Annotated in this window: 20 protein-coding genes; 5 read left to right on the top strand and 15 right to left on the bottom strand. The window is 69.0% G+C overall.

Annotation, left to right across the window (positions count from 1 at the left end):
• Nucleotides 1-6: 6 nt before the first annotated feature.
• The 4 genes from GE115_RS03795 to GE115_RS03780 all read right to left on the bottom strand — a co-directional run bounded on the left by GE115_RS03795 (nucleotide 7) and on the right by GE115_RS03780 (nucleotide 2,526).
• The gene (locus GE115_RS03795) at nucleotides 7-756 is read right to left on the bottom strand and encodes a class I SAM-dependent methyltransferase (RefSeq protein WP_153683481.1); all 750 of its coding nucleotides are present in this window, start codon (nucleotides 754-756) and stop codon (nucleotides 7-9) included.
• On the bottom strand, nucleotides 756-1,259 hold the full coding sequence (locus tag GE115_RS03790) for a hypothetical protein (RefSeq protein WP_153683480.1): 504 nt from the start codon (nucleotides 1,257-1,259) through the stop codon (nucleotides 756-758). The genes GE115_RS03795 and GE115_RS03790 overlap by 1 nt, the downstream gene beginning before the upstream one ends.
• Before the next feature lie 46 nt (nucleotides 1,260-1,305).
• Entirely contained in the window at nucleotides 1,306-1,770 is a 465-nt protein-coding gene (locus GE115_RS03785; protein WP_172979680.1) for a PPOX class F420-dependent oxidoreductase, read from the bottom strand.
• Between the two features lie 87 nt (nucleotides 1,771-1,857).
• Nucleotides 1,858-2,526 carry a DJ-1/PfpI family protein gene (locus tag GE115_RS03780; protein ID WP_153683478.1) on the bottom strand — a complete coding sequence of 223 codons (669 nt, stop codon included), beginning with the start codon at nucleotides 2,524-2,526 and terminating at the stop codon, nucleotides 1,858-1,860.
• 71 nt (nucleotides 2,527-2,597) lie between these two features.
• On the opposite strand from GE115_RS03780, the gene GE115_RS03775 reads away from it, so the two are divergent.
• The gene (locus GE115_RS03775) at nucleotides 2,598-3,572 is read left to right on the top strand and encodes a GlxA family transcriptional regulator (RefSeq protein WP_153683477.1); all 975 of its coding nucleotides are present in this window, start codon (nucleotides 2,598-2,600) and stop codon (nucleotides 3,570-3,572) included.
• Between the two features lie 97 nt (nucleotides 3,573-3,669).
• Entirely contained in the window at nucleotides 3,670-4,104 is a 435-nt protein-coding gene (locus tag GE115_RS03770; RefSeq protein WP_153683476.1) for a hypothetical protein, read from the top strand.
• Nucleotides 4,105-4,141: 37 nt separating this feature from the next.
• Here the strand turns inward: GE115_RS03770 and GE115_RS03765 are convergent, their stop codons facing one another.
• From GE115_RS03765 to GE115_RS03745, 5 genes are all read right to left on the bottom strand, one after another.
• Nucleotides 4,142-4,858 (bottom strand): IclR family transcriptional regulator, encoded by a 717-nt coding sequence (locus GE115_RS03765; protein ID WP_172979678.1) that lies wholly within the window; start codon nucleotides 4,856-4,858, stop codon nucleotides 4,142-4,144.
• A 68-nt stretch (nucleotides 4,859-4,926) separates the two neighbouring features.
• Nucleotides 4,927-5,763 carry a 5-dehydro-4-deoxy-D-glucuronate isomerase gene (kduI, locus tag GE115_RS03760; protein ID WP_153683474.1) on the bottom strand — a complete coding sequence of 279 codons (837 nt, stop codon included), beginning with the start codon at nucleotides 5,761-5,763 and terminating at the stop codon, nucleotides 4,927-4,929.
• Nucleotides 5,764-5,794: 31 nt separating this feature from the next.
• Nucleotides 5,795-7,105 (bottom strand): TRAP transporter large permease, encoded by a 1,311-nt coding sequence (locus GE115_RS03755; protein WP_153683473.1) that lies wholly within the window; start codon nucleotides 7,103-7,105, stop codon nucleotides 5,795-5,797.
• A complete protein-coding gene (locus GE115_RS03750) occupies nucleotides 7,102-7,617 on the bottom strand; it encodes a TRAP transporter small permease (protein ID WP_153683472.1) in 516 nt (171 codons plus the stop codon). Before GE115_RS03750 ends, GE115_RS03755 begins: the two co-directional genes overlap by 4 nt.
• Nucleotides 7,618-7,643: 26 nt before the next feature.
• The gene (locus tag GE115_RS03745; RefSeq protein ID WP_153683471.1) at nucleotides 7,644-8,666 is read right to left on the bottom strand and encodes a TRAP transporter substrate-binding protein; all 1,023 of its coding nucleotides are present in this window, start codon (nucleotides 8,664-8,666) and stop codon (nucleotides 7,644-7,646) included.
• Nucleotides 8,667-8,881: 215 nt separating this feature from the next.
• On the opposite strand from GE115_RS03745, the gene GE115_RS03740 reads away from it, so the two are divergent.
• Nucleotides 8,882-9,637, top strand: a complete 756-nt coding sequence (locus tag GE115_RS03740; protein WP_153683470.1) for an SDR family oxidoreductase — start codon at nucleotides 8,882-8,884, stop codon at nucleotides 9,635-9,637.
• A 91-nt stretch (nucleotides 9,638-9,728) separates the two neighbouring features.
• The gene (locus GE115_RS03735) at nucleotides 9,729-9,950 is read left to right on the top strand and encodes a tautomerase family protein (protein WP_153683469.1); all 222 of its coding nucleotides are present in this window, start codon (nucleotides 9,729-9,731) and stop codon (nucleotides 9,948-9,950) included.
• Between the two features lie 85 nt (nucleotides 9,951-10,035).
• Here the strand turns inward: GE115_RS03735 and dnaB are convergent, their stop codons facing one another.
• The gene (gene dnaB / locus GE115_RS03730) at nucleotides 10,036-11,409 is read right to left on the bottom strand and encodes a replicative DNA helicase (protein WP_153683884.1); all 1,374 of its coding nucleotides are present in this window, start codon (nucleotides 11,407-11,409) and stop codon (nucleotides 10,036-10,038) included.
• 634 nt (nucleotides 11,410-12,043) lie between these two features.
• Between dnaB and GE115_RS03725 the strand changes: the two genes are divergently transcribed.
• Entirely contained in the window at nucleotides 12,044-15,193 is a 3,150-nt protein-coding gene (locus GE115_RS03725) for a M14 family zinc carboxypeptidase (RefSeq protein WP_312854873.1), read from the top strand.
• A gap of 125 nt (nucleotides 15,194-15,318) precedes the next feature.
• Here GE115_RS03725 and rplI read toward each other — a convergent pair whose 3' ends face one another.
• The 5 genes from rplI to GE115_RS03700 all read right to left on the bottom strand — a co-directional run bounded on the left by rplI (nucleotide 15,319) and on the right by GE115_RS03700 (nucleotide 18,692).
• Nucleotides 15,319-15,771 (bottom strand): 50S ribosomal protein L9, encoded by a 453-nt coding sequence (gene rplI / locus GE115_RS03720; protein WP_153683468.1) that lies wholly within the window; start codon nucleotides 15,769-15,771, stop codon nucleotides 15,319-15,321.
• 11 nt (nucleotides 15,772-15,782) lie between these two features.
• The gene (rpsR, locus tag GE115_RS03715; protein ID WP_067947514.1) at nucleotides 15,783-16,043 is read right to left on the bottom strand and encodes a 30S ribosomal protein S18; all 261 of its coding nucleotides are present in this window, start codon (nucleotides 16,041-16,043) and stop codon (nucleotides 15,783-15,785) included.
• 75 nt (nucleotides 16,044-16,118) lie between these two features.
• On the bottom strand, nucleotides 16,119-16,646 hold the full coding sequence (locus GE115_RS03710; RefSeq protein ID WP_153683467.1) for a single-stranded DNA-binding protein: 528 nt from the start codon (nucleotides 16,644-16,646) through the stop codon (nucleotides 16,119-16,121).
• Between the two features lie 5 nt (nucleotides 16,647-16,651).
• The gene (rpsF, locus tag GE115_RS03705) at nucleotides 16,652-17,050 is read right to left on the bottom strand and encodes a 30S ribosomal protein S6 (protein WP_153683466.1); all 399 of its coding nucleotides are present in this window, start codon (nucleotides 17,048-17,050) and stop codon (nucleotides 16,652-16,654) included.
• 199 nt (nucleotides 17,051-17,249) lie between these two features.
• Entirely contained in the window at nucleotides 17,250-18,692 is a 1,443-nt protein-coding gene (locus GE115_RS03700; RefSeq protein WP_153683465.1) for a CCA tRNA nucleotidyltransferase, read from the bottom strand.
• Nucleotides 18,693-18,714 lie beyond the last annotated feature (22 nt).

Genomic DNA, 18,714 nt, shown 5'->3' with positions numbered 1-18,714 from the left:
GATGCCTCATCGGCGACCTCCTCGCGGGCGCGTGGCGCGATGCAACGCGACGATGCCGCCGCTGAGGTTGCGGTGTTCGACGCGCTCCCAGCCGCACCGCGCGATGGCGGCGGCGAGCGCGTACTGGTCGGGCCAGTCGAGCACCGTGTCGGCGAGGTAGCGGTAGGCCGGCGGATCGGACGACGCCAGCCGGCCCAGCGTCGGCAGAAGGCCGCGCACGACCAGCCGGTGACCTGCCCGCACGAGCGGCGTCGTCGGGGTCGAGAACTCGCAGACCACCAGGCGTCCGCCGGGTCGGCACACGCGCGCCATCTCGCGCAGCGCGCGCTCCGCGTCGCCGATGTTGCGGAGGCCGAAGGTGATGGTGACGGCGTCGAACGTGGCGTCGGCGAACGGCAGGTCGAATGCGTCCGCGCGAACGAAGTCGAGGTGCGGATGCCGGCGTCGACCGACGGCCAGCATGCCCGGTGATGGATCCGACGCGACGACCCGGGCTCCGGTGGCGGCGAGCGGGACGGACGACGTGCCGGTTCCGGCGGCGACGTCGAGGATGTCCTCCCCGCGCCGAGGTGCGAGAGCCGCGGTGGCGGCCTGACGCCACCGCGTCACGTGACCGCCGGTCATCAGCAGGTTGAGCAGGTCGTACCGCGGCGCGACCCGGTCGAACATCGCCGTGACCGACGCGGGCTGCCGGTCGAGACCGGGGCGCACGGCATCGCGCCGCGACGGGCGGTCATCGGTGTCGATCGCGACCATCAGCGGATCCGGGCCGCGGCGTACCGCAGCACCCGCGGTGCGAACGACCGGTGCAGATTGGACAGCGCGCCCCAGGTCAGCCTCGCGATCGGCACCCGATATCGGACCGCCGTGACCAACGACACCTCGTCAGCGCCCACGATCACGATCACCTGATCCTCGCTGAGCTTCGACTCGACGTCGCCCCGCAGGGTGCGGGGGTCCGGAGCCACGACGGTGTAGTTGCCGATCCGCCCGGGTGGAGCCGGCCGGCTCAGCATCACGCCGAGCAGGCCGCGAGTCGCGGCGCGTCGGAGCACCGCGCGGTCGTCCTCGAACATGGCCCGCGCCCAGGTCTCGGCCGTCCAGCGATCGGCATCGCGGAACTCGAGCGTGAAGGCATCGAGGTAGTCGTGATCGGGCAGGGTCACCAGCGCGGCCAGCCGGGGCGGGACCTCGGCGACGCCGATGGCCCGACGGACGCGGTCCGGAACGGACCTCGTGATGACGCGGTCTGTGCTCATGATGTGTTTCCCCTCATTCCGGCTCCGTTCGGCGGCAGCCGGCCGTCTACCTTGGACCGACCTCGATGTAGACGGTCGGCACGTGGTCGTCGATCGCCCCCGAGTACACCCATCGCAGCAGCCCGTGCCGGGCCCGCAGCGCGCGCTCGGCGATCGATTCCTCGCTGGGGTCGAGGATCCGCGCACGGCCCCGCATCGGCGCCCCCGTCGGCTTGCCGCGACCGGTGCTGGACGCGAGGAGCACCGCAGGCGTTCGGAGGATGCGCTTGACCTTGTAGGCCTCGGCACCGGTGCGCACGAACACGCGATCACCGTGCGCCGCGTACCAGACGGGCGTCGGCACCGAGCTTCCGTCAGCGCGATACGTGACGAGGACGCCGTGCCTTCCACGGAGGAGACTCGCATCCCAGGCGATCGCGCCCGTCTCCGAGACGGTCGCCGCCTCGGGATGCCGGATCCGGGTGAAGATCGCGCTCTGGATGCGCCGGAACCGGCTCTGCGCGGTGCTCATGGATGCCTCACCTGGAACTCGTTCATCGGGATGGGTCGATCTCGGTGTGGTTAACATACGTACATGCCTGTATGTATGTCAAACGCTTCAGCTCGCCTCTGTGCTCACCGCGGTCATGCCGATCACCGCGCTGGTCCGGTCGTGCTCCATCCGTCGCGCCGTCAGTTCGGCGATCCCCTCGCCGGCGATGCGTGCGACCAGGTGCAGGGCGAGGTCGATGCCGGCGGTCACTCCTCCGCACGTGATGACGTCGCCGTCGTCGACGACGCGGACGTCGCGGATGCGCGCGCCGAGCGCCAGGAGGTCTCCGATCGCACTCCGGTGCGTGATGGCGGGGCGACCCCGGAGCAGGCCGGCGTTCGCGAGGACCATGGCGCCGGAGCACACGGCCGCCACGACGGCTCCGCGTTGCAGCGCGTCGGTCGCGGCTGCGCCCAGCGTGCCATCGACGATCTGGGCTCGGACCCCGTGCTCTCGCGGCGGCTGGTACCCGCCGCCGGGGATCAGCAGGACGTCGGCATCGGCCCCCAGGTCGCCATCGAGCTCGATCGTGAGCCCGAACAGGCCGCGCGCGATGCGGGAACCGTGGGCCGAGCCGAGCCGGACGGTCAGTGGGGCGCCGAGCAGCGCCGCGGATCGCAGCACCTCGAGCGGACCGACCACGTCGAGTTCGTCGAATCCGTCGAAGACGGCGATGTCGATCCGGGTATGCGGTGCGGTGTCGGTATCAGGTGCGGTGTCGGTATCAGTGGGCATGGTGCCCATCCTGCGAGGGCCTCCGGTCCAAGGGGAGTGGCCCGAAGGCCATATGCACCTAGAATCCGGCCATGATGCCTTCGCCGGAGCACACCGTGGCCGTCCTCGCCCCGAAGGGCGTGGTGGCGTTCGACCTCGCGATCCCGTGCCAGGTGCTCGGCCAGGCCGCCAACCGGCATGCGTCTCGCCGATACCGGGTCGCCGTGTGCGGAGATGCGCCCCAGGTGCCGACCGACAGCGGCTTCCTGCTCAGCGCCGAGCACGACCTGGCCTGGGCCACCCGCGCCGACACCGTCGTGGTGCCCGGCACCGCCGACGACGGCGTGGTCGACCAGCCCGAGATCACCGAGGTGCTGCTGGAGGCGCATCGCCGTGGCGCGCGACTGGTGTCGATCTGCACCGGCGCGTTCCTGCTGGCCGCGACGGGGTTGCTCGACGGCCGGCGCGCGACCACGCACTGGGCCCACGCCCGACGCCTCGCCGAGACCTACCCCGCCGTGCACGTCGAACCCGACCTGCTGTTCGTCGACGAAGGCGATGTGCTGACCTCCGCGGGACTGGCGGCCGGGATCGACCTGTGCCTGCAGCTGGTGCGCGCCGACCACGGGGCGCGCGTGGCGAACGCGACCGCACGACGACTGGTGGTGGCCCCGGTCCGGGCGGGCGGCCAGGCCCAGTTCATCGAGCAGCCGCTGCCCGAAGGATCCGGAGTCACGCTCGCGCCGCTGCGCGATTGGATGCTCGCCAACCTGCAGGAATCGATGCCCCTGCACGAGCTCGCCGACCGAGCGCTGGTGAGCGTCCGCACGCTCACCCGCAGGTTCCGGCAGGAGACGGGGGTGAGCCCCGTGGAGTGGCTGACGGAGCAGCGGGTCCGTCGGGCCCAGGAGCTGCTCGAGCACAGCGACCTGCCGATCGAGGCGCTGGCCGGGGAGTGCGGATTCACCTCGACGGAAGCGCTGCGCACCGCCTTCCGGCGTGTGCTCCGCACCACGCCGCAGGAGTATCGGCGGACCTTCGCCGGCGCGGTGCACGGCCGACGGTGAGACGATCAGGATTCGAGAAGCGCCGCCCGGCTCCGGCTCCGTAGCGTGGATGCAGTTCGACACCGATCCCCGAGAACGCATCGAGAAGGAGCAACTCATGGCTACGAAGACCGACGGACTCTCCGCCGACGAACGCGCCGCCGTCAAGCAGCGCGCCGCTGAGCTGCGAGCCGAGGCGAAGGCCGGCAAGGCGCGTGAAGTGGGCGAGAAGGCACTCCTCGAGGCGATCGCCGCCCTGCCCGACGACGACCGCGCGATCGCCGAGGGCATCGACCGCATCGTCAAGGACGTCGCACCGCAACTGTTCCCGAAGACGTGGTACGGGTTCCCCTCGTACGCCGATGCGAACGGCAAGATCGTGCTCTTCTTCAAGCCGGCGTCGAAGTTCGAGACGCGCTATCCGACGCTCGGCTTCGAGGAAGCGGCACAGCTCGACGACGGCGACATGTGGGTGACCTCGTTCGCACTGCTCGCGCTCACGCCCGAGACCGAGAAGCGGGTCGCCGAGCACATTCGCAAGGCCACCGGCTGAGCGTCCGCAGCTGCCAGCGCAGGTTCCACGGTCCCGCTCACACCGCCGAGGCCCCGAGCAGCCGCGAAAGCTCACGCGCGGCCGCGATCGCCTCGGGCGCGAGCGCCTCGATGCTCGAACCGGGGTGCTCCAGGGCGATCGAGGAGATCGACAGCCCGTGCGTCGCCCGACCCGTGTGGTCGAACACGGGTGCGGCGACGCAGACGGTTCCCGCCTCGTTCTCGCCGAGGTCCAGTGCGTATCCGCGATCGCGTACGTCTGCCAGCTGGGCCATCAGCGCGGAAAGGTCGGCGATCGTCGCTTCGGTGCGTGCGGGCAGCCCGGTCCGCTCGGCGTAGCGCTCGACATCGGCCCGGTCCCACTGGGCCATCACGGCCTTGCCCATGCCGCTGGTGTGCAACGGGATGCCCAATCCCACGCGCGAGCGCATCCGGTACGGCTTGGACGAATCGATGCGTATCAGGTAGACCATCTCGTCGCCCGAGAGCACGCCGATGTGAACCGTGCAGTCCACGGCGGCGGCCAGTCGCTCGGCGATCGGGAGCGCGAGCGTCGTGCTCTCGACGTCCGACAGGACCCGCCCTGCCAGCGTGAGCAGTCTGCCGCCCGCGCGGTATCCCGAGTCTGCGTCGCCGGCGACGAAGCCCTCTTCGACGAGCGTGGCGAGGATCCGGTGGACCGTCGACTTCGGCAGCGCGGCGGCGTCCACGATGTCGGTGAAGCGCTCATTGGTGAGCGCCGCCTCGAGCACCACGAGCGTCTTCATGCTCGCGTTGGCCGGCGGGGCGGTCATCGTCGACATCCGGCCCATCGTTTCGCCCCTCACACCAGTTCAGTGATCTGCACGTGATCCATATCGTCGAAGGATTGGTTCTCACCTGCCATCGCCCAAACGAAAGCGTACGCCCGCGACCCGACGCCGGAGTGAATCGACCAGCTCGGCGACATCACGAGTTCGCCGTCACCCACGAGCAGGTGGCGGGTCTCGGAGGGCTCGCCCATGAGATGGACCACCCGTGCGTCGGCAGCGACGTCGAAGTACAGGTAGAACTCGCTGCGCCGTTCATGCGTGTGCGAGGGGAGGGTGTTCCACATGTTGCCCTCGAGCAGTCGCGTGACGCCCATGACGATCTGGCAACTGCGGATGCCGTTCTCGTGGATGACCTGGCGCAGCCGCCGGGTGTTCGAGGTGGCCTGCTCGCCCAGCTCGCGGACGGTGCCCTCGTCGGGCCGGGCGAGGACCGTCGGGTACGACGTGTGCGCCGGCGCCGAGAACCCATAGAACCTCGCGGGCGCGGCAGGATCCGCCGACGTGAAGACGACCTCGCGCACGCCCCGCCCCAGGTAGAGGACGGCCTCGGGGGCCATCGGATACTCGACGCCGTCTGCGGTCACCGTTCCGTCGTCGCCGACGTTCACAATGCCGATCTCACGATGCTCGAGGAAGTACTCCGAGCGGATCTCCGGGATGGTCGTGAGCTCGATCGGCGCGTCGGTCGGGACGGCGCCCACGGCGACCACCCGGTCGAACTGGGTGGAGACCGCCGAGAGCCGCCCGGGCACGAGGAGGTCGTCGACGAGGAAGCGGTCGCGCAGGTCCTGCTGGGTGAAGCCGGGGATCTGCTCGGGCGAGACGGGGCCGCGCGTGCGGGAGGCCATGGGTTCTCCTGAGGGTCGGTGCTGGGTTGGGCTAGTTGATGAGTCCGGCCAGTCGCGGCAGCCACAGCGACAGGTCGGGGACGAACACGATCACGAACAGCAGGATGACGAGTACGACGAGGAACGGCACCATCCGCCGGATGACCGGCTCGAGCCGGACCTTCGCGACCTGCGTTCCCACGAAGAGGACGGGAGCCGAAGGCGGTGAGATCACGGCGATCGCGAGGTTGAACACCATCATGATGCCGAAGTGCACCGGGTCGATCCCGTACGACACCGCGATGGGCAGGAAGATCGGCACGAAGATGAGGATCGCGGGCGTCGGGTCCAGCGGGATGCCGATGAGCAGCAGCACGACCATCATGATCAGCAGCACGACGACCTTCGAGTCGGTCCAGCCGAACAGCGTCTCGGCGATGAGCTGCGGGATCCGCGCGTACGTCATGACGTACCCCATGATCGACGACACGGCGATGAGGAAGATCGCGATCGCGCTGGTCCGGCAGGCGTCGTAGAGGATGCCCGGCAGGTCGCGCACTCGCACCGTGCGGTAGATCATCGACAGGACGAGCGCGTACACGACCGCGATCGCGGAGCCCTCGGTGGGCGTGAAGAATCCCGCGATGATGCCGCCGATCGCGACGACGATGAGACCGAGCGACGGCAGCGCTCGAAGGAAGACCACGAAGGCGGTCCTCCAGCCCGGGAACGCGTTGCCGCGCAGTTCGGGATGCCGACGGGCATAGAAGAACACGACTGCGGAGCATCCGAGCGCCCAGAGGATGCCGGGGATGTAGCCGGCCAGGAACAGCGCGCCGATCGACGTGCCGCCGGCGGCGAGCGAATAGATGATGAGCGTGTTGCTCGGCGGGATGAGCATGCCGGAGGGCGCTGCAGACACGTTCGTCGCGGCCGACATCGCCGGGTCGTAGCCCTCCTTCTTGAGCATCGGCGTCATCGTCGAGCCGACGGCCGCAGCGGTCGCGACGGCCGAGCCGGATACGGTGCCGAAGATCGCGTTCGCGATCACGTTGGTGTGCAGGAGGCCGGCGGGGGTTCGTCCGACCATGACCCGCGCGAGATTGATGAGCCTCTCCGCGATGCCACCCGTGTTCATGATGGCGCCCGCGAGCACGAAGAACGGAACCGCGACCAACACGAACGTGTTCGCGCCGCGGAACATCTGCTGCATCGACGTGATCGCGCCGTTCTCGAAGCCCGCGAGGAGCAGCATGCAGACCGCGGACGGGAGCCCGATCGCGATCGACACGGGCACGCCGAGGGCGAGCAACAGCACCAGTCCGCCGATGAGGATGCCGCTGAGGACGAGCGGGTCGGTCATGCCGTCGCCGCCTCGGGGTTCTCGGTGAAGCCCTCGCGGCCGGTGTATCCGGGCGAGAGCGCGTGCACGATGTGCAGGATCAGGTAGAAGCTGATGATGATGCCCGCGATCGGCACCACGAGGTACAACTGCCCCGCGGTGAGGGGCAGCAACGCGTTGGTCGCGGTCCAGGACGCCACGACCTGGAGGAAGCCGCCGTAGATCATGACGTAGGAGACGAACGCGAGCACGCACAGGTACGCGAGCACGTCGGCGACCCGTTGCAGGCTCACCGGCAGCTTCTCGACGAGGAAGTCCATGACCACGTCGGCTTTCTCACCGACCGCGATCGCGATCCCGAGCAGCGAGACCCAGACGAACGTGTAGCGCGCGGCCTCCTCACTCCAGGCGCTCGGTGCGTTGAGGACGAGGCGGGTGAACACCTGCCAGACGACGAGCAGGACGAGGATCGCGAAGAGTGCGATGCACAGGACGCGGAGCACGCGGTCGAGCCAATGTCGGAACGTGGTCATGGACTTCCTCCTTCGAACGTGCCGCGTCAACCGCGGGCGGACTCGATGGCGTCGTAGATCTCCTCCATGGCCGAGGTGGTCACGACCTCCTCGTGCAGCGGCAGCACGGCCTCGCGGAACGCTTCGGCGTCGGCGTCGACGAACTCCGCGCCCCCGTCCTCGGCCTTCTCCTGCGCCTCCTCGGCGGCGACCGCGAAGTTGTGGAGCACGTCCTCGACGGCACCGTCGAGCAGTTCCTCGAACAGTTCGCGCGTCTCCTCGTCCAGGCTGTCCCAGGTCTTCGGGCTCGCGATGAAGAAGTCCGGCAGCATGAGGTGCTTCGTCGCCGAGTAGAACGGCGCGACCTCGTAGTGCGAAACGTCGAAGTAGGTGACCTCGTTGTTCTCGGCGCCGTCGATGACACCGGACTGGATGGCCGTGTAGACCTCGCCCATCGCCATCGGTGCGGCACTGCCGCCCATGAGTTCCATCATCCGGACGTTGGTGTCGGATCCGATCACGCGGATCTTGTAGCCGGCGAGGTCGTCGGGCGACTCGATCGGCTTGTCGGTGTACATGTTCCGGACGCCGGCGTGCGCGGCCGCGAGGACCTTGATGTCGTCCTCCAGCAGCGAGTCGTACAGGTCGCCGACGATGGCGTCGTCGTTCAGCACCTCCATCTGGTGCTCGGGCGATTCGTAGATGTAGGGCAGGTTGACGACCGCGACATCCGAGCTGAAGCTCTCGAGCAACGAGCCCGCCACGAAGGCGAAGTCGATCGTGCCCGACTGGATCTGCTCGATCGTCGCCTCCTGCGTTCCCAGGGTGGCGTCGGGGTAGAGCTCGAGGGAGTACTGCCCGTCCGTCTGGGCCTCCAGCTCGTCGGACAGCGCGAGGATGGCCTGGGCCTGCGGGTGCGCGGCGTTCTGATTGAAGGCGACCTTGAAGACGCGCTTCTCGCCGCTCCCTTCGTCGGATTCGCCTGCCGCTTCTCCGGCCCCGCTGGAGCAGGCGGCGAGACCGATCGCCATGACGGATGCCGTCGCGACGGCAAGAACACGCTTGTGCATTGGAACTCCTCCTTGAGTAACCCGGTCACGCTTGCGCCGGACAGTGCAGTGTGGGCTACTGTAGCAACACGGAACAGAGTTTCACCACACAGAACTTGAATCGGAACGCGGTTCCATCACGAATGCTCTCAACGGGGAGGCGACATGCACGCGGCGGGATATCGGAGAAGCGGGGATGCGCCCGTGCAGACGAGCACGGCGGAGGCGCAGTCTCGATGAGCGGCCTGTTCGACTTGACCGGTACCACCGCTGTGGTGACCGGCGCACGACGCGGTATCGGTCTGGCCATGGCCGAGGCACTGGCGGCAGCTGGTGCCGACATCATCGCCGCGTCGGCCTCACAGGAGGCTGAGGGAGGCGTGATCGGCGAGCGGGTCCGCGCCCTCGGCCGGCGTTTCGAGGGTCTCGCAGTCGATTTCCGCGACCGCGAGCAGGTCGCCCGGTTCGCCGCCGAGGTGGCCCCGACGGCCGACATCCTCGTCAACAACGCCGGAACGATCCGGCGGGCACCTGCCGCCGAACATCCCATGGGATGGTGGGACGAGGTGCTCGAGGTCAACCTGACCAGCCAGTTCCTGCTCACGCAGGCCATCGGAGCGCAGATGCTCCGGCGCGGCCGGGGCAAGATCATCTTCACTGCGAGCCTGCTGAGCTTCCAGGGGGGCATCAACGTACCGGGCTATACCGCCGCGAAGTCTGCGATCGGAGGGCTGACGAAGGCACTCGCCAACGAATGGACCGCACACGGCGTCACCGTGAACGCGATCGCGCCCGGATACATCTCCACCGACAACACCGAGGCGCTTCGCGCCGATTCGGTCCGATCGACGGCGATCCTCGAGCGAATCCCGGCGGGCAGGTGGGGAAGGCCCGACGACCTGGCCGGGGCAACGGTCTTCCTCGCGAGCCGCGCGTCGGACTACATCTCAGGCGTCGTGCTGCCCGTCGATGGCGGGTGGATGGGCCGATGACCGACTCCGACGCCGAGCACCGGCTCGGCAATCAGCCACACCACTGACGCATCACCGAACCACTGACGCAACACCGAACCGAGGAGGAACCATGCCCAACATCACCGTCGAGCTCCTGAAGGGCCGCACCGTCGAACAGCGCCGCGCATTCGCCGAAGCAGTCACCGAGAGCGCCGTCGAGATCCTGGGCGCACGCCGTCAGGACGTACGGATGGTCTTCCAGGAGATCACCCCGGACGTCGTCGCGAACGGCGGGGTACTCGCGAGCGAGGATGCCTCGCGCGCAGAGGTCGTCGCCAAGCACGGCGGCTGACACCTGAGTGCGCACCTCAGCGTCCGTTCGGGGATCGCGAGGACCTCGACGGCAACGCCGGCTTCGCGGATGCGTTTCGCGACCCCTACACCTGCGCCATGTCCGCGAACTTCGAGAAGTGGCCCTGGAACGCGACCGTGATCGTACGAGTCGGGCCGTTCCGGTGCTTGGCGACGATGAGGTCGGCCTCGCCGGCTCGGGGGCTGTCGCGTTCGTAGGCCGCTTCGCGATGCAGCAGGATCACCATGTCGGCGTCCTGCTCGATCGAGCCCGACTCGCGCAGGTCGCTGAGGGCGGGCATCTTGTCGGCGCGCTGCTCGGGGCCACGGTTCAGCTGCGACAGCGCGATCACGGGCACCTGCAGCTCCTTCGCGAGCAGCTTCAGCGCACGTGAGAACTCCGAGACCTCCTGCTGGCGGCTCTCGACGCGCTTGCCGCTGGTCATCAGCTGCAGGTAGTCGATGATCACCATCTTGAGCCCGACGCGCTGCTTGAGCCGGCGGCACTTGGCCCGGATCTCCACGAGGGTCATGTTGGGGGAGTCGTCGATGTAGAGCGGCGCGTCGTTGATGCGACCGCGGGTCGCGGCGATGGTGGTCCAGTCGCGGCCGTCGACCGTGCCCTTGCGCATGTTCTGCAGCGGCACGTTGGCCTCGGCGGAGAGCAGGCGCATCGCGATCTCGGCCTTGCCCATCTCGAGCGAGAAGACGATCGACGGCAGGTCGTGGTGGATCGCCGCGGACCGGGCGAAGTCGAGCGCGAGCGTCGACTTTCCCATAGCGGGGCGGGCCGCGACGATGATCATCTGGCCAGGGTGGAAGCCGTTGGTCAGGTCGTCGAGGTCGTGGAAGCCGGTGGGCACGCCGGTCATCTTGCCGTCGGTGTGCTTGGCGGCCTCGATCTCGTCGATCGCCGCGGTCACCGCCTCGGTGAGCGGCACGTAGTCTTCAGTCTCGACCGAGCCGGTGACGCCGTAGATCTCGGCCTGCGCGTGGTTGACGAGTTCGGTGACCTCGCCTTCGCCGGCGTAGCCCATCTGCACGATGCGGGTTCCCGCTTCGACGAGCCGGCGCAGCAGTGCGCGTTCGGCGACGATCGAGGCGTAGAAGCCGGCGTTCGCCGCGGTCGGCACGAGGCTCGTCAGGGTGTGCAGGTACTCGACGCCGCCGGCCCGCTGCAGTTCGCCCGACTTCGTGAGCTCGTCGGTCACCGCGATGACGTCGGTCGGCTCGCCGTGCGAGTAGAGCGAGAGGATGGCGTTGAAGACCACCTCGTGCTTGGGCACGTAGAAGTCGACGCCGCGGATCGTCTCGATGACGTCGGCGACCGCGTCTTTGGAGAGCATCATGCCGCCGAGGGCGCTCTGCTCGGCGAGGAGGTCGTGCGGGGGAGTGCGTTCGCCTCGGCGGGTCTCACCGTCGTCGTGCGGTTCGGCGAGTCCGATGTGCGCGATCGACAACTCCATGACCTCCGATTCGGCTCCGCGGATGCTCCGCGCGAGCGCGCGTCGATCCCTTCGGCCAGTCCTATCAGGGACTGCCGACACCGGATTCGGGAGTGGACCGCGGGGCCGGTCGGGAGACGCTGCTTCACGATAGGGAACACACCTGTCCACACACAACTGCACCTGTGGATAACTCTGGGGACAGTCTGGGCGAAACGCCGTGGATCATGTGCACTCAGCCTGTGGAGAACTGTGGAATTCGTGTGAATTACACGACCTGAATTCAGGCTTGACCCGGTGTTTCCTGATTCCACACCTGTGGGGGAAAACTTCTTCGGAAACTCACCGACGAGGCATCCGTACCTGTGCACAACCATCTGGAGAACTCGAGCATTGCTCTTGCATTGCAGCGCACTCCGGGTGTAGCGGCCGCAGCGCCGTGAGCAGCCCGTGCAGGGCCGACGAGGGAGGCCCTCGCCGGCGTCGGCCGGTCACACGAATGCAACCGCGGGGGTTGTTCTCCGTAACACGACCTCCATAGATTTGCATCCACGTTCGAGCACCGGTTCACCGTCGAGGTCGTCTCGGCGGCGCGCGGCCAGACTCGGCGGAGCCGACCCCGGTCGGCTGGACACCGAATGGAGTTTCCGTGCTCAGACGAACCCTCGCGGGGGTGTGCACCTCGGCCGTCGTCCTGACGACGGCGATGGTCGCCGCCCCCGTCTTCGCCGCACCCGCCTTCGCCGCGGTGGAGCCGCCCGTGCTCGACATCGTGCGGCCGGTCTCGCCGCTCATCCAGATGCCGACGCAGTATCCGACTCAGCCCGAGCTCACGGTGTTCCCCGACCTCCCGACCGACGCATCGATCGCGCGCGGCGTCATGCCGTACGACGAGATCGCGCCGTTCATCAACGGCCTGATGGACTCGAGCGACCGCGTGTCGGCGCAGGTGGTCGGCACCTCGGCGCAGGGTCGCGACATCTACCTGGTGACGGTCACCGCACCCGAGACGCCCGAGCAGGTCGCGCAGCAGGCGGCCTGGCGTGACAAGGTGAAGCTCGACCCGACCGCCGCGGCCTCCGACGAGGCGCTGCAGGCCGGCTACAAGGTGCCGATCTGGTACAACGGCAACATCCACGGCAACGAGTGGGAGGGCACCGACGCCACCCTCAACTACATCGAGGACCTGGCGACGAGCACCGATCCCGAGGTGCTCGACCTCATCGCGACGAACCGCCTGTACTTCACGGTGACGAACAACCCCGACGGTCGCGCGCTCGGACAGCGCGCGACGGCCAACGGGTACGACGCGAACCGCGACTTCGTGACGGGCGCGACCGCCGAGGCATCCGTCGTTCGCGATCTCGCGAGCATCATCCAGCCCACCTACTTCATCGACCTGCACGGCTACACGAACGTGCTGCAGGTCGAGCCCTGCGGGCCCCCGCACGGTGAGAACTACGAGTACGACCTGTTCGTGCCGCACGCGTACGCGACGGCGCTCGAGATCGAGGAGCGCGTCACCGCGGCGAACATCCCGGGCAACACGTACTACGACCCGGCGAGCGGGGCGACGACGACCACGAACACGGGCTTCATCAACATCCCGTTCCGCGACCAGCGCTCCGGGTGGGATGACTGGCCCCCGATCTTCGCCCCGCAGTACGTCGCCTACCAGGGCGCCGTCACGAACACCGTCGAGCTCCCGCTCGGACGCAGCGGCGACCAGCCGGCCCGCGCGAAGATCAACATCGAGGTCGCCGAGATCGTCGTCGACACCGTGTCCGACTACGTGCTCGAGCACCGCGACGCGCTGCTCGACAACCAGATCGAGATCTTCCGGCGCGGCCTCGCGGGCGAACCGAGCGTCGTGATCCCGGCCGATATCGCACCCGAGGACCTCCCCGAGGGCGTGCCGGCCGAGTGGACGACGATCTGGGACGAGACCGACGTCTACAACGCCGACTACCCGCGCGCCTACGTCATCCCGACCGACGGCTCGCAGCGCTCGGCGTCCGACGCTGAGACGCTCGTGCAGCAGCTGCTGGTCCACGGCATCCGCGTGTCGAAGACGACGGAGCCGTTCACGTCGGGCGACGTGACGTACCCCTCCGGCTCGTTCTACGTCGACATGCACCAGCCGCTGCGCGGTCTCGCCAACGTGCTGCTCGACGAGGGCAGCGACATCTCCGAGCGCGTGCCCAGCATGTACGACATCTCCGCGTGGAGCCTCGCCCTGCTGTGGGGCGCCGATGTCGCGTCGGTGGGTTCGACGACGGATGCCGCGCCGACGACGGCCCTCGAGCCGATCGTCGACGCCCCGCTCACCGGGTCGATCCCGGCCGCCGGCACCTACCTCGCCTTCCAGCCGCGCGGCGTCGCCGACTACCAGGCGGTCAACGAGCTGCTCGGCGAGGGCGTGGCCCTGTCGCAGCTCGCCGACGGCACGATCCTGCTCGGTCCGGATGCCGCGAGCCACGCCGCGGCGTCGGCCGTGGCCGACCTCTACGGGGTCGACTTCGTCGCGAGCGACGGCTTGGCCCTCGCGTTCGAGGAGAGCACCGCGCTCGGCTCGGTGCGGGTCGGCTACGTGAGCAGCACCGACGACCGCGACGCCCTCACCAAGCTCGGCTTCACCGACCTCGTCCCGGTGACGAGCGCGACGATCACCTCGGGCGCCGTCGACCTGTCGACGATCGACCTGCTGTTCGTCGGGGCGAACCTGTCGTTCAACGCCTCGCAGACCGCGGGCCGCGACGCCGTGAACGCCTACCTCGCCGCCGGCAAGCCGGTCGTGGGCCGCGGCACCGCGGGTTCGGCGTTCGTGAGCGCCTTCGGCATCACGAGCGTGACGGCCACCGCGGGCACGAGCGGGTCGAACGGCATCATGACCGTCGACACGCCCGCCACCGGAGTGCTCGGCGACTACCCGCAGCGCGCGGCGTTCGGCTACCCGTTCGCGTGGTTCACCGGACTCGGCGAGAACGCGACCGTCGAGCAGAGCTACGCAGCCGGCGACGCGTTCGTCTCCGGCCACTGGGCGGCGGCGTCCGGAAGGTCGCAGCAGGATGCCGCGGGCCAGCCGTCGGCGTTCTCCGCGGTGGGACCGACGGGCTCGAAGGCATTCGTCTTCGGCACCAGCCCGACGTTCCGCAACCACCCGGTCGGCGGGTTCAGCGACCTCGCGCGGGCCATCTTCTGGGCCGCGCCCGAGGGTGCTGCGGTGCCGGTTCCGGCTGACACGGTCAAGCCGGTCGCGACGCTCGTCGCACCGACGTCGGCCGGCCCGCTCCGCGTGTTCGACGTGCAGGTGGATGCCACGGATGATCGCGGCCTCGACCGCGTCGTCGCGAACATCTACCGCGACGGCAAGCTGTTCAAGAGCACGCAGACCGCCGCGAACGGGGCGAAGGCCGCGACGCACACCGCGTCGGTCACCCTCCCCGACGGGGCGTACACCGTGAAGTACAACGCGTCGGACCTCGCCGGCAACATCGCGAAGACCGGGACGTTCGCGTTCTCGATCGACGCGACGAAGCCGACCGCGACCGTCAAGGACGGCGCCTCGTTCACCGTGAAGACGGGCGACACCTACGACCGGGTGTCGTTCAAGCTGCACGACGCGCAGAAGATCGACCGGGTCGAACTCAACGGCGTGGTGAAGGACCTCTCGAACAACGCGTGGTCCGACGTCAACTTCATCAAGCCCGGCGTGTTCGGCGCGGTGCAGGGCGCCAACACGCTCGTGGTGTTCGACGTCGCCGGCAACGCCCAGACCGTCACGTTCACGCTGAACTGACGCGGTCGGTCCAACGCGTCGAACCGGCGCGTCGGACCGGCCCGGTGGACGGGCGCTGCCCGCATACACGACGAGGCGGCGACGGGCGAAAGCCCGCCGCCGCCTCGTGCGGTGCGTGTCGCGAACTACTTCGCGGCGACCACCTGGAGGGTGATCGTGGCGCTGACGTCGTCGTGCAGACGGACGTTCGCCTCGTGATCGCCGACCGACTTGATCGCCGACGGGATCTCGATCTTGCGCTTGTCGACCGAGCCGAGGCCGGCGGCCTCGACCGCAGCCGCGACATCCGAGGTCTTGACCGAGCCGAACAGGCGACCGCCGAGGCCGGCCTTGACCGACAGCTTGACCTTCGTCTGCTCGAGCTTCGCCTTCAGCGCCTGGGCGTCTTCGAGCGAGTGCAGGGCGCGCGCAGCGCGCGCGGCCTTGATCTGGTCGACCTGCTTCTGGCCGCCGCGGGTCCACGGGGTCGCGAAGCCCTGCGGGACGAGGTAGTTGCGGGCGTACCCGTTCTTGACCTCGACGACGTCGCCGGCCTCACCGAGACCCGACACTTCGTGCGTGAGAATGACCTTTGCCATGATCGTGCTCCTTAACGGCCCGAGCCGGAGTAGGGCAGGAGCGCCATCTCACGCGCGTTCTTGACGGCGCGGGCGATGAGGCGCTGCTCCTGCACGGAGACACCGGTGATGCGACGGGCGCGGATCTTGCCGCGCTCCGAGATGAACTTCCGAAGGGTCGCGACATCCTTGTAGTCGATGACGCCGACCTTGACGGACTTCGCGGGGGCGGCGTTCTTCGCGCCCTTGCCACCGCGAGGCTTGCGGCGGTCGCCGCTGCTCTTTCCAGCCATGGTTCTTTCCTGTCTTGTGAAAACGATTCGTGCGACGGATGCCTCGGCGGAGGCATCCGATCGCGGCCTCTCGGCCTAGAAGGGCGTGTCGTCCCCGTAGGTGGTGCCGGGCGTGTTCCACACGTCGCCGCCACCGGGGCCGCCCTGGCCGCCGGAGGCGGCCGGAGCGCTGGGTGCCCAGGCGTCGTCGGAGGAACCCCCACCGAAGTTGGAGGAGCCCCCACCGACACCGCGGTTGGACTGCGCACGAGTGACGGAGGCGGTCGCGTACCGCAGGCTCGGGCCGATCTCATCGACCTCGAGCTCGATGGTGGTGCGCTTCTCGCCCTCCTTCGTCTCGTAGGAGCGCTGCTTCAGCCGCCCGGAGGCGATGACCCGCGAACCCTTGGTGAGCGAACCCGCCACGTGCTCGGCGAATTCACGCCAGCAGCTCGCGCGGAGGAACAGCGCCTCGCCGTCCTTCCACTCGTTCGCCTGGCGGTCGAACGTGCGGGGGGTGGACGCGATGGTGAAGTTCGCGACCGCGAGCCCGTTCTGCGTGTAGCGCAGCTCGGGGTCCGCGGTGAGGTTGCCGACCACGGTGATGATGGTCTCGCCGGCCATGAGGACTAGGCGTCCTTCTGGGTGGCGGCGGGCGCGGCGGCCTTCTTCGCGGCGGCGGCGGCCTTCTTGGCGGCCTTCGCCTCCTCGGCCTTCTTCGCCGCGGCGACCTGGGCGATGTTCTCGTCGGCGCGCAGGACCTTGGTGCGCATGACCGCTTCGCTGAGGTTCAGCTGGCGGTCGAGCTCATCGGTGGTCTTGGACTCGGCGGTGAAGTCGACGACGGCGTAGATGCCCTCGGCCTTCTTGTTGATCTCGTAGGCCAGGCGACGGCGTCCCCAGATGTCGACGTTGTCGACCGTGCCGCCATCGTTTCGGATGACGTTGAGGAACTTGTCGAGGCTGGGAGCAACGGTGCGCTCATCGATCTCGGGATCGAGGATGACCATCAGCTCGTACTGGTGCATGACAGACCCACCTCCTTCGGACTCAGCGGCCACCGGGCGGATCCCGGCAGCAGGAGGGTGTTCACGCGTCGCACCATGGAGGCCGCGAGTGCGGCACATGGGCAACCTGTCAAGTGTAACGGATGCCCCGCCCCCGCGCCATTCGAGTGCGAGCCATCCTCAGCACGCGCGCTCCGCGCCGCCCGCCGCGCGGGCCGCGTCAGCCGGCGGCGGGCGCCTCGCGCGCCGCCCACCAGGCGAGCAGGCGCTCGCGCGCGGCATCCGGACCGATCGGGCCCTCGTCGAGACGCACCTCGAGCAGGTAGCGGTACGCCTCGCCGACCACGGGGCCCGGCTTGATGTCGAGCAGCCGCATGATCTCGGCCCCGTCGAGTTCGGGGCGTACCGCGGCGAGCTCCTCCTCCTCGGCGAGCACGGCGATGCGCGCCTCGAGGTCGTCGTAGGCGAACGAGAGCATGTCGGCCTTGCGCCGGTTGCGCGTCGTCACGTCGGCACGCGCCAGGATGTGCAGCCGCTCGAGCTGGTCGCCGGCGTCGCGCACGTACCGGCGCACGGCCGAGTCCGACCAGGCGCCGTCGGTGTAGCCGAAGAACCGCAGGTGCAGTTCGATCAGCCGGGCGACCGCCGCAACCGTGTCGTTGTCGAAGCGCAGCGCGCGCAACCGCTTCTTCGCGAGCTTCGCGCCCACGACGTCGTGGTGGTGGAACGACACCGCGCCGCCCGGCTCGAGCCGGCGCGTGGCGGGCTTGCCGATGTCGTGCAGCAGGGCGGCCAGCCGCATCACGAGGTCGGGGGAGTCGAGCACCGCCCGCGACTTCTCGTACCCGATCGCCTGCTCGAGCACGGTGAGGCTGTGCTCGTAGACGTCCTTGTGGCGGTGATGCTCGTCGCGTTCGAGGCGCAGCGCCGGCACCTCGGGGATCACCCGATCCGCGAGTCCCGAGTCGACGAGCAGACGGATGCCTCGCGCCGGGGCATCCGTCAGCAACAGCTTCGACAGCTCGTCGCGCACCCGCTCGGCCGAGATCCGGTCGATCTCCGCGGCCAGCGCGCCCATCGCGGCGCGCGTGTCCTCCTCGACCTCGAACCCGAGCTGGGACGAGAACCGCGCGGCGCGGAGCATCCGCAGCGGGTCGTCGCCGAAGGACTGCTCGGGCGGCGCCGGCGTACGCAGCGTGCGCGCGACGAGGTCTTCGACGCCGCCCGACGGATCGACCAGCTCGAGCCGCGGCAGGCGCAGCGCCATCGCATTGACCGTGAAATCGCGACGCGTGAGGTCTCCCTCGAGCGAGTCGCCGAAGACGACCTCGGGCTTGCGCGAGTCGCCGTCGTAGGTGTCGGCGCGATAGGTCGTGATCTCGACCTGCTCGCCTTCGATGCGGGCGCCGATGGTGCCGAAGGCGCGTCCGATGTCCCAGTGCGCCTCGGCGATCGGGCGCACGATGCGCAGGATCTCGTCGGGGTCGGCGTCGGTCGTGAAGTCGAGGTCGTTGACCGGGCGACCGAGGAACGCGTCGCGGACGGGGCCGCCGACGAGGGCGAGTTCGCGGCCCGCCGACTCGAACGCCCCGGCGAGCTTCGAGACGGTCGGCGACGCCGACAGCTCCCTGAGGCGATCGAGTGCCGAGGCGACGTCGTGCATGCCTCTCATGGTAGGCGGAGGC

It is taken from the genome of Agromyces agglutinans (genome assembly GCF_009647605.1).
Classification (GTDB): Bacteria; Actinomycetota; Actinomycetes; order Actinomycetales; family Microbacteriaceae; genus Agromyces; species Agromyces agglutinans.
The sequence above is the reverse complement of the archived record's forward strand: the minus strand, read 5'-3'. Positions and strand labels throughout refer to the sequence as shown.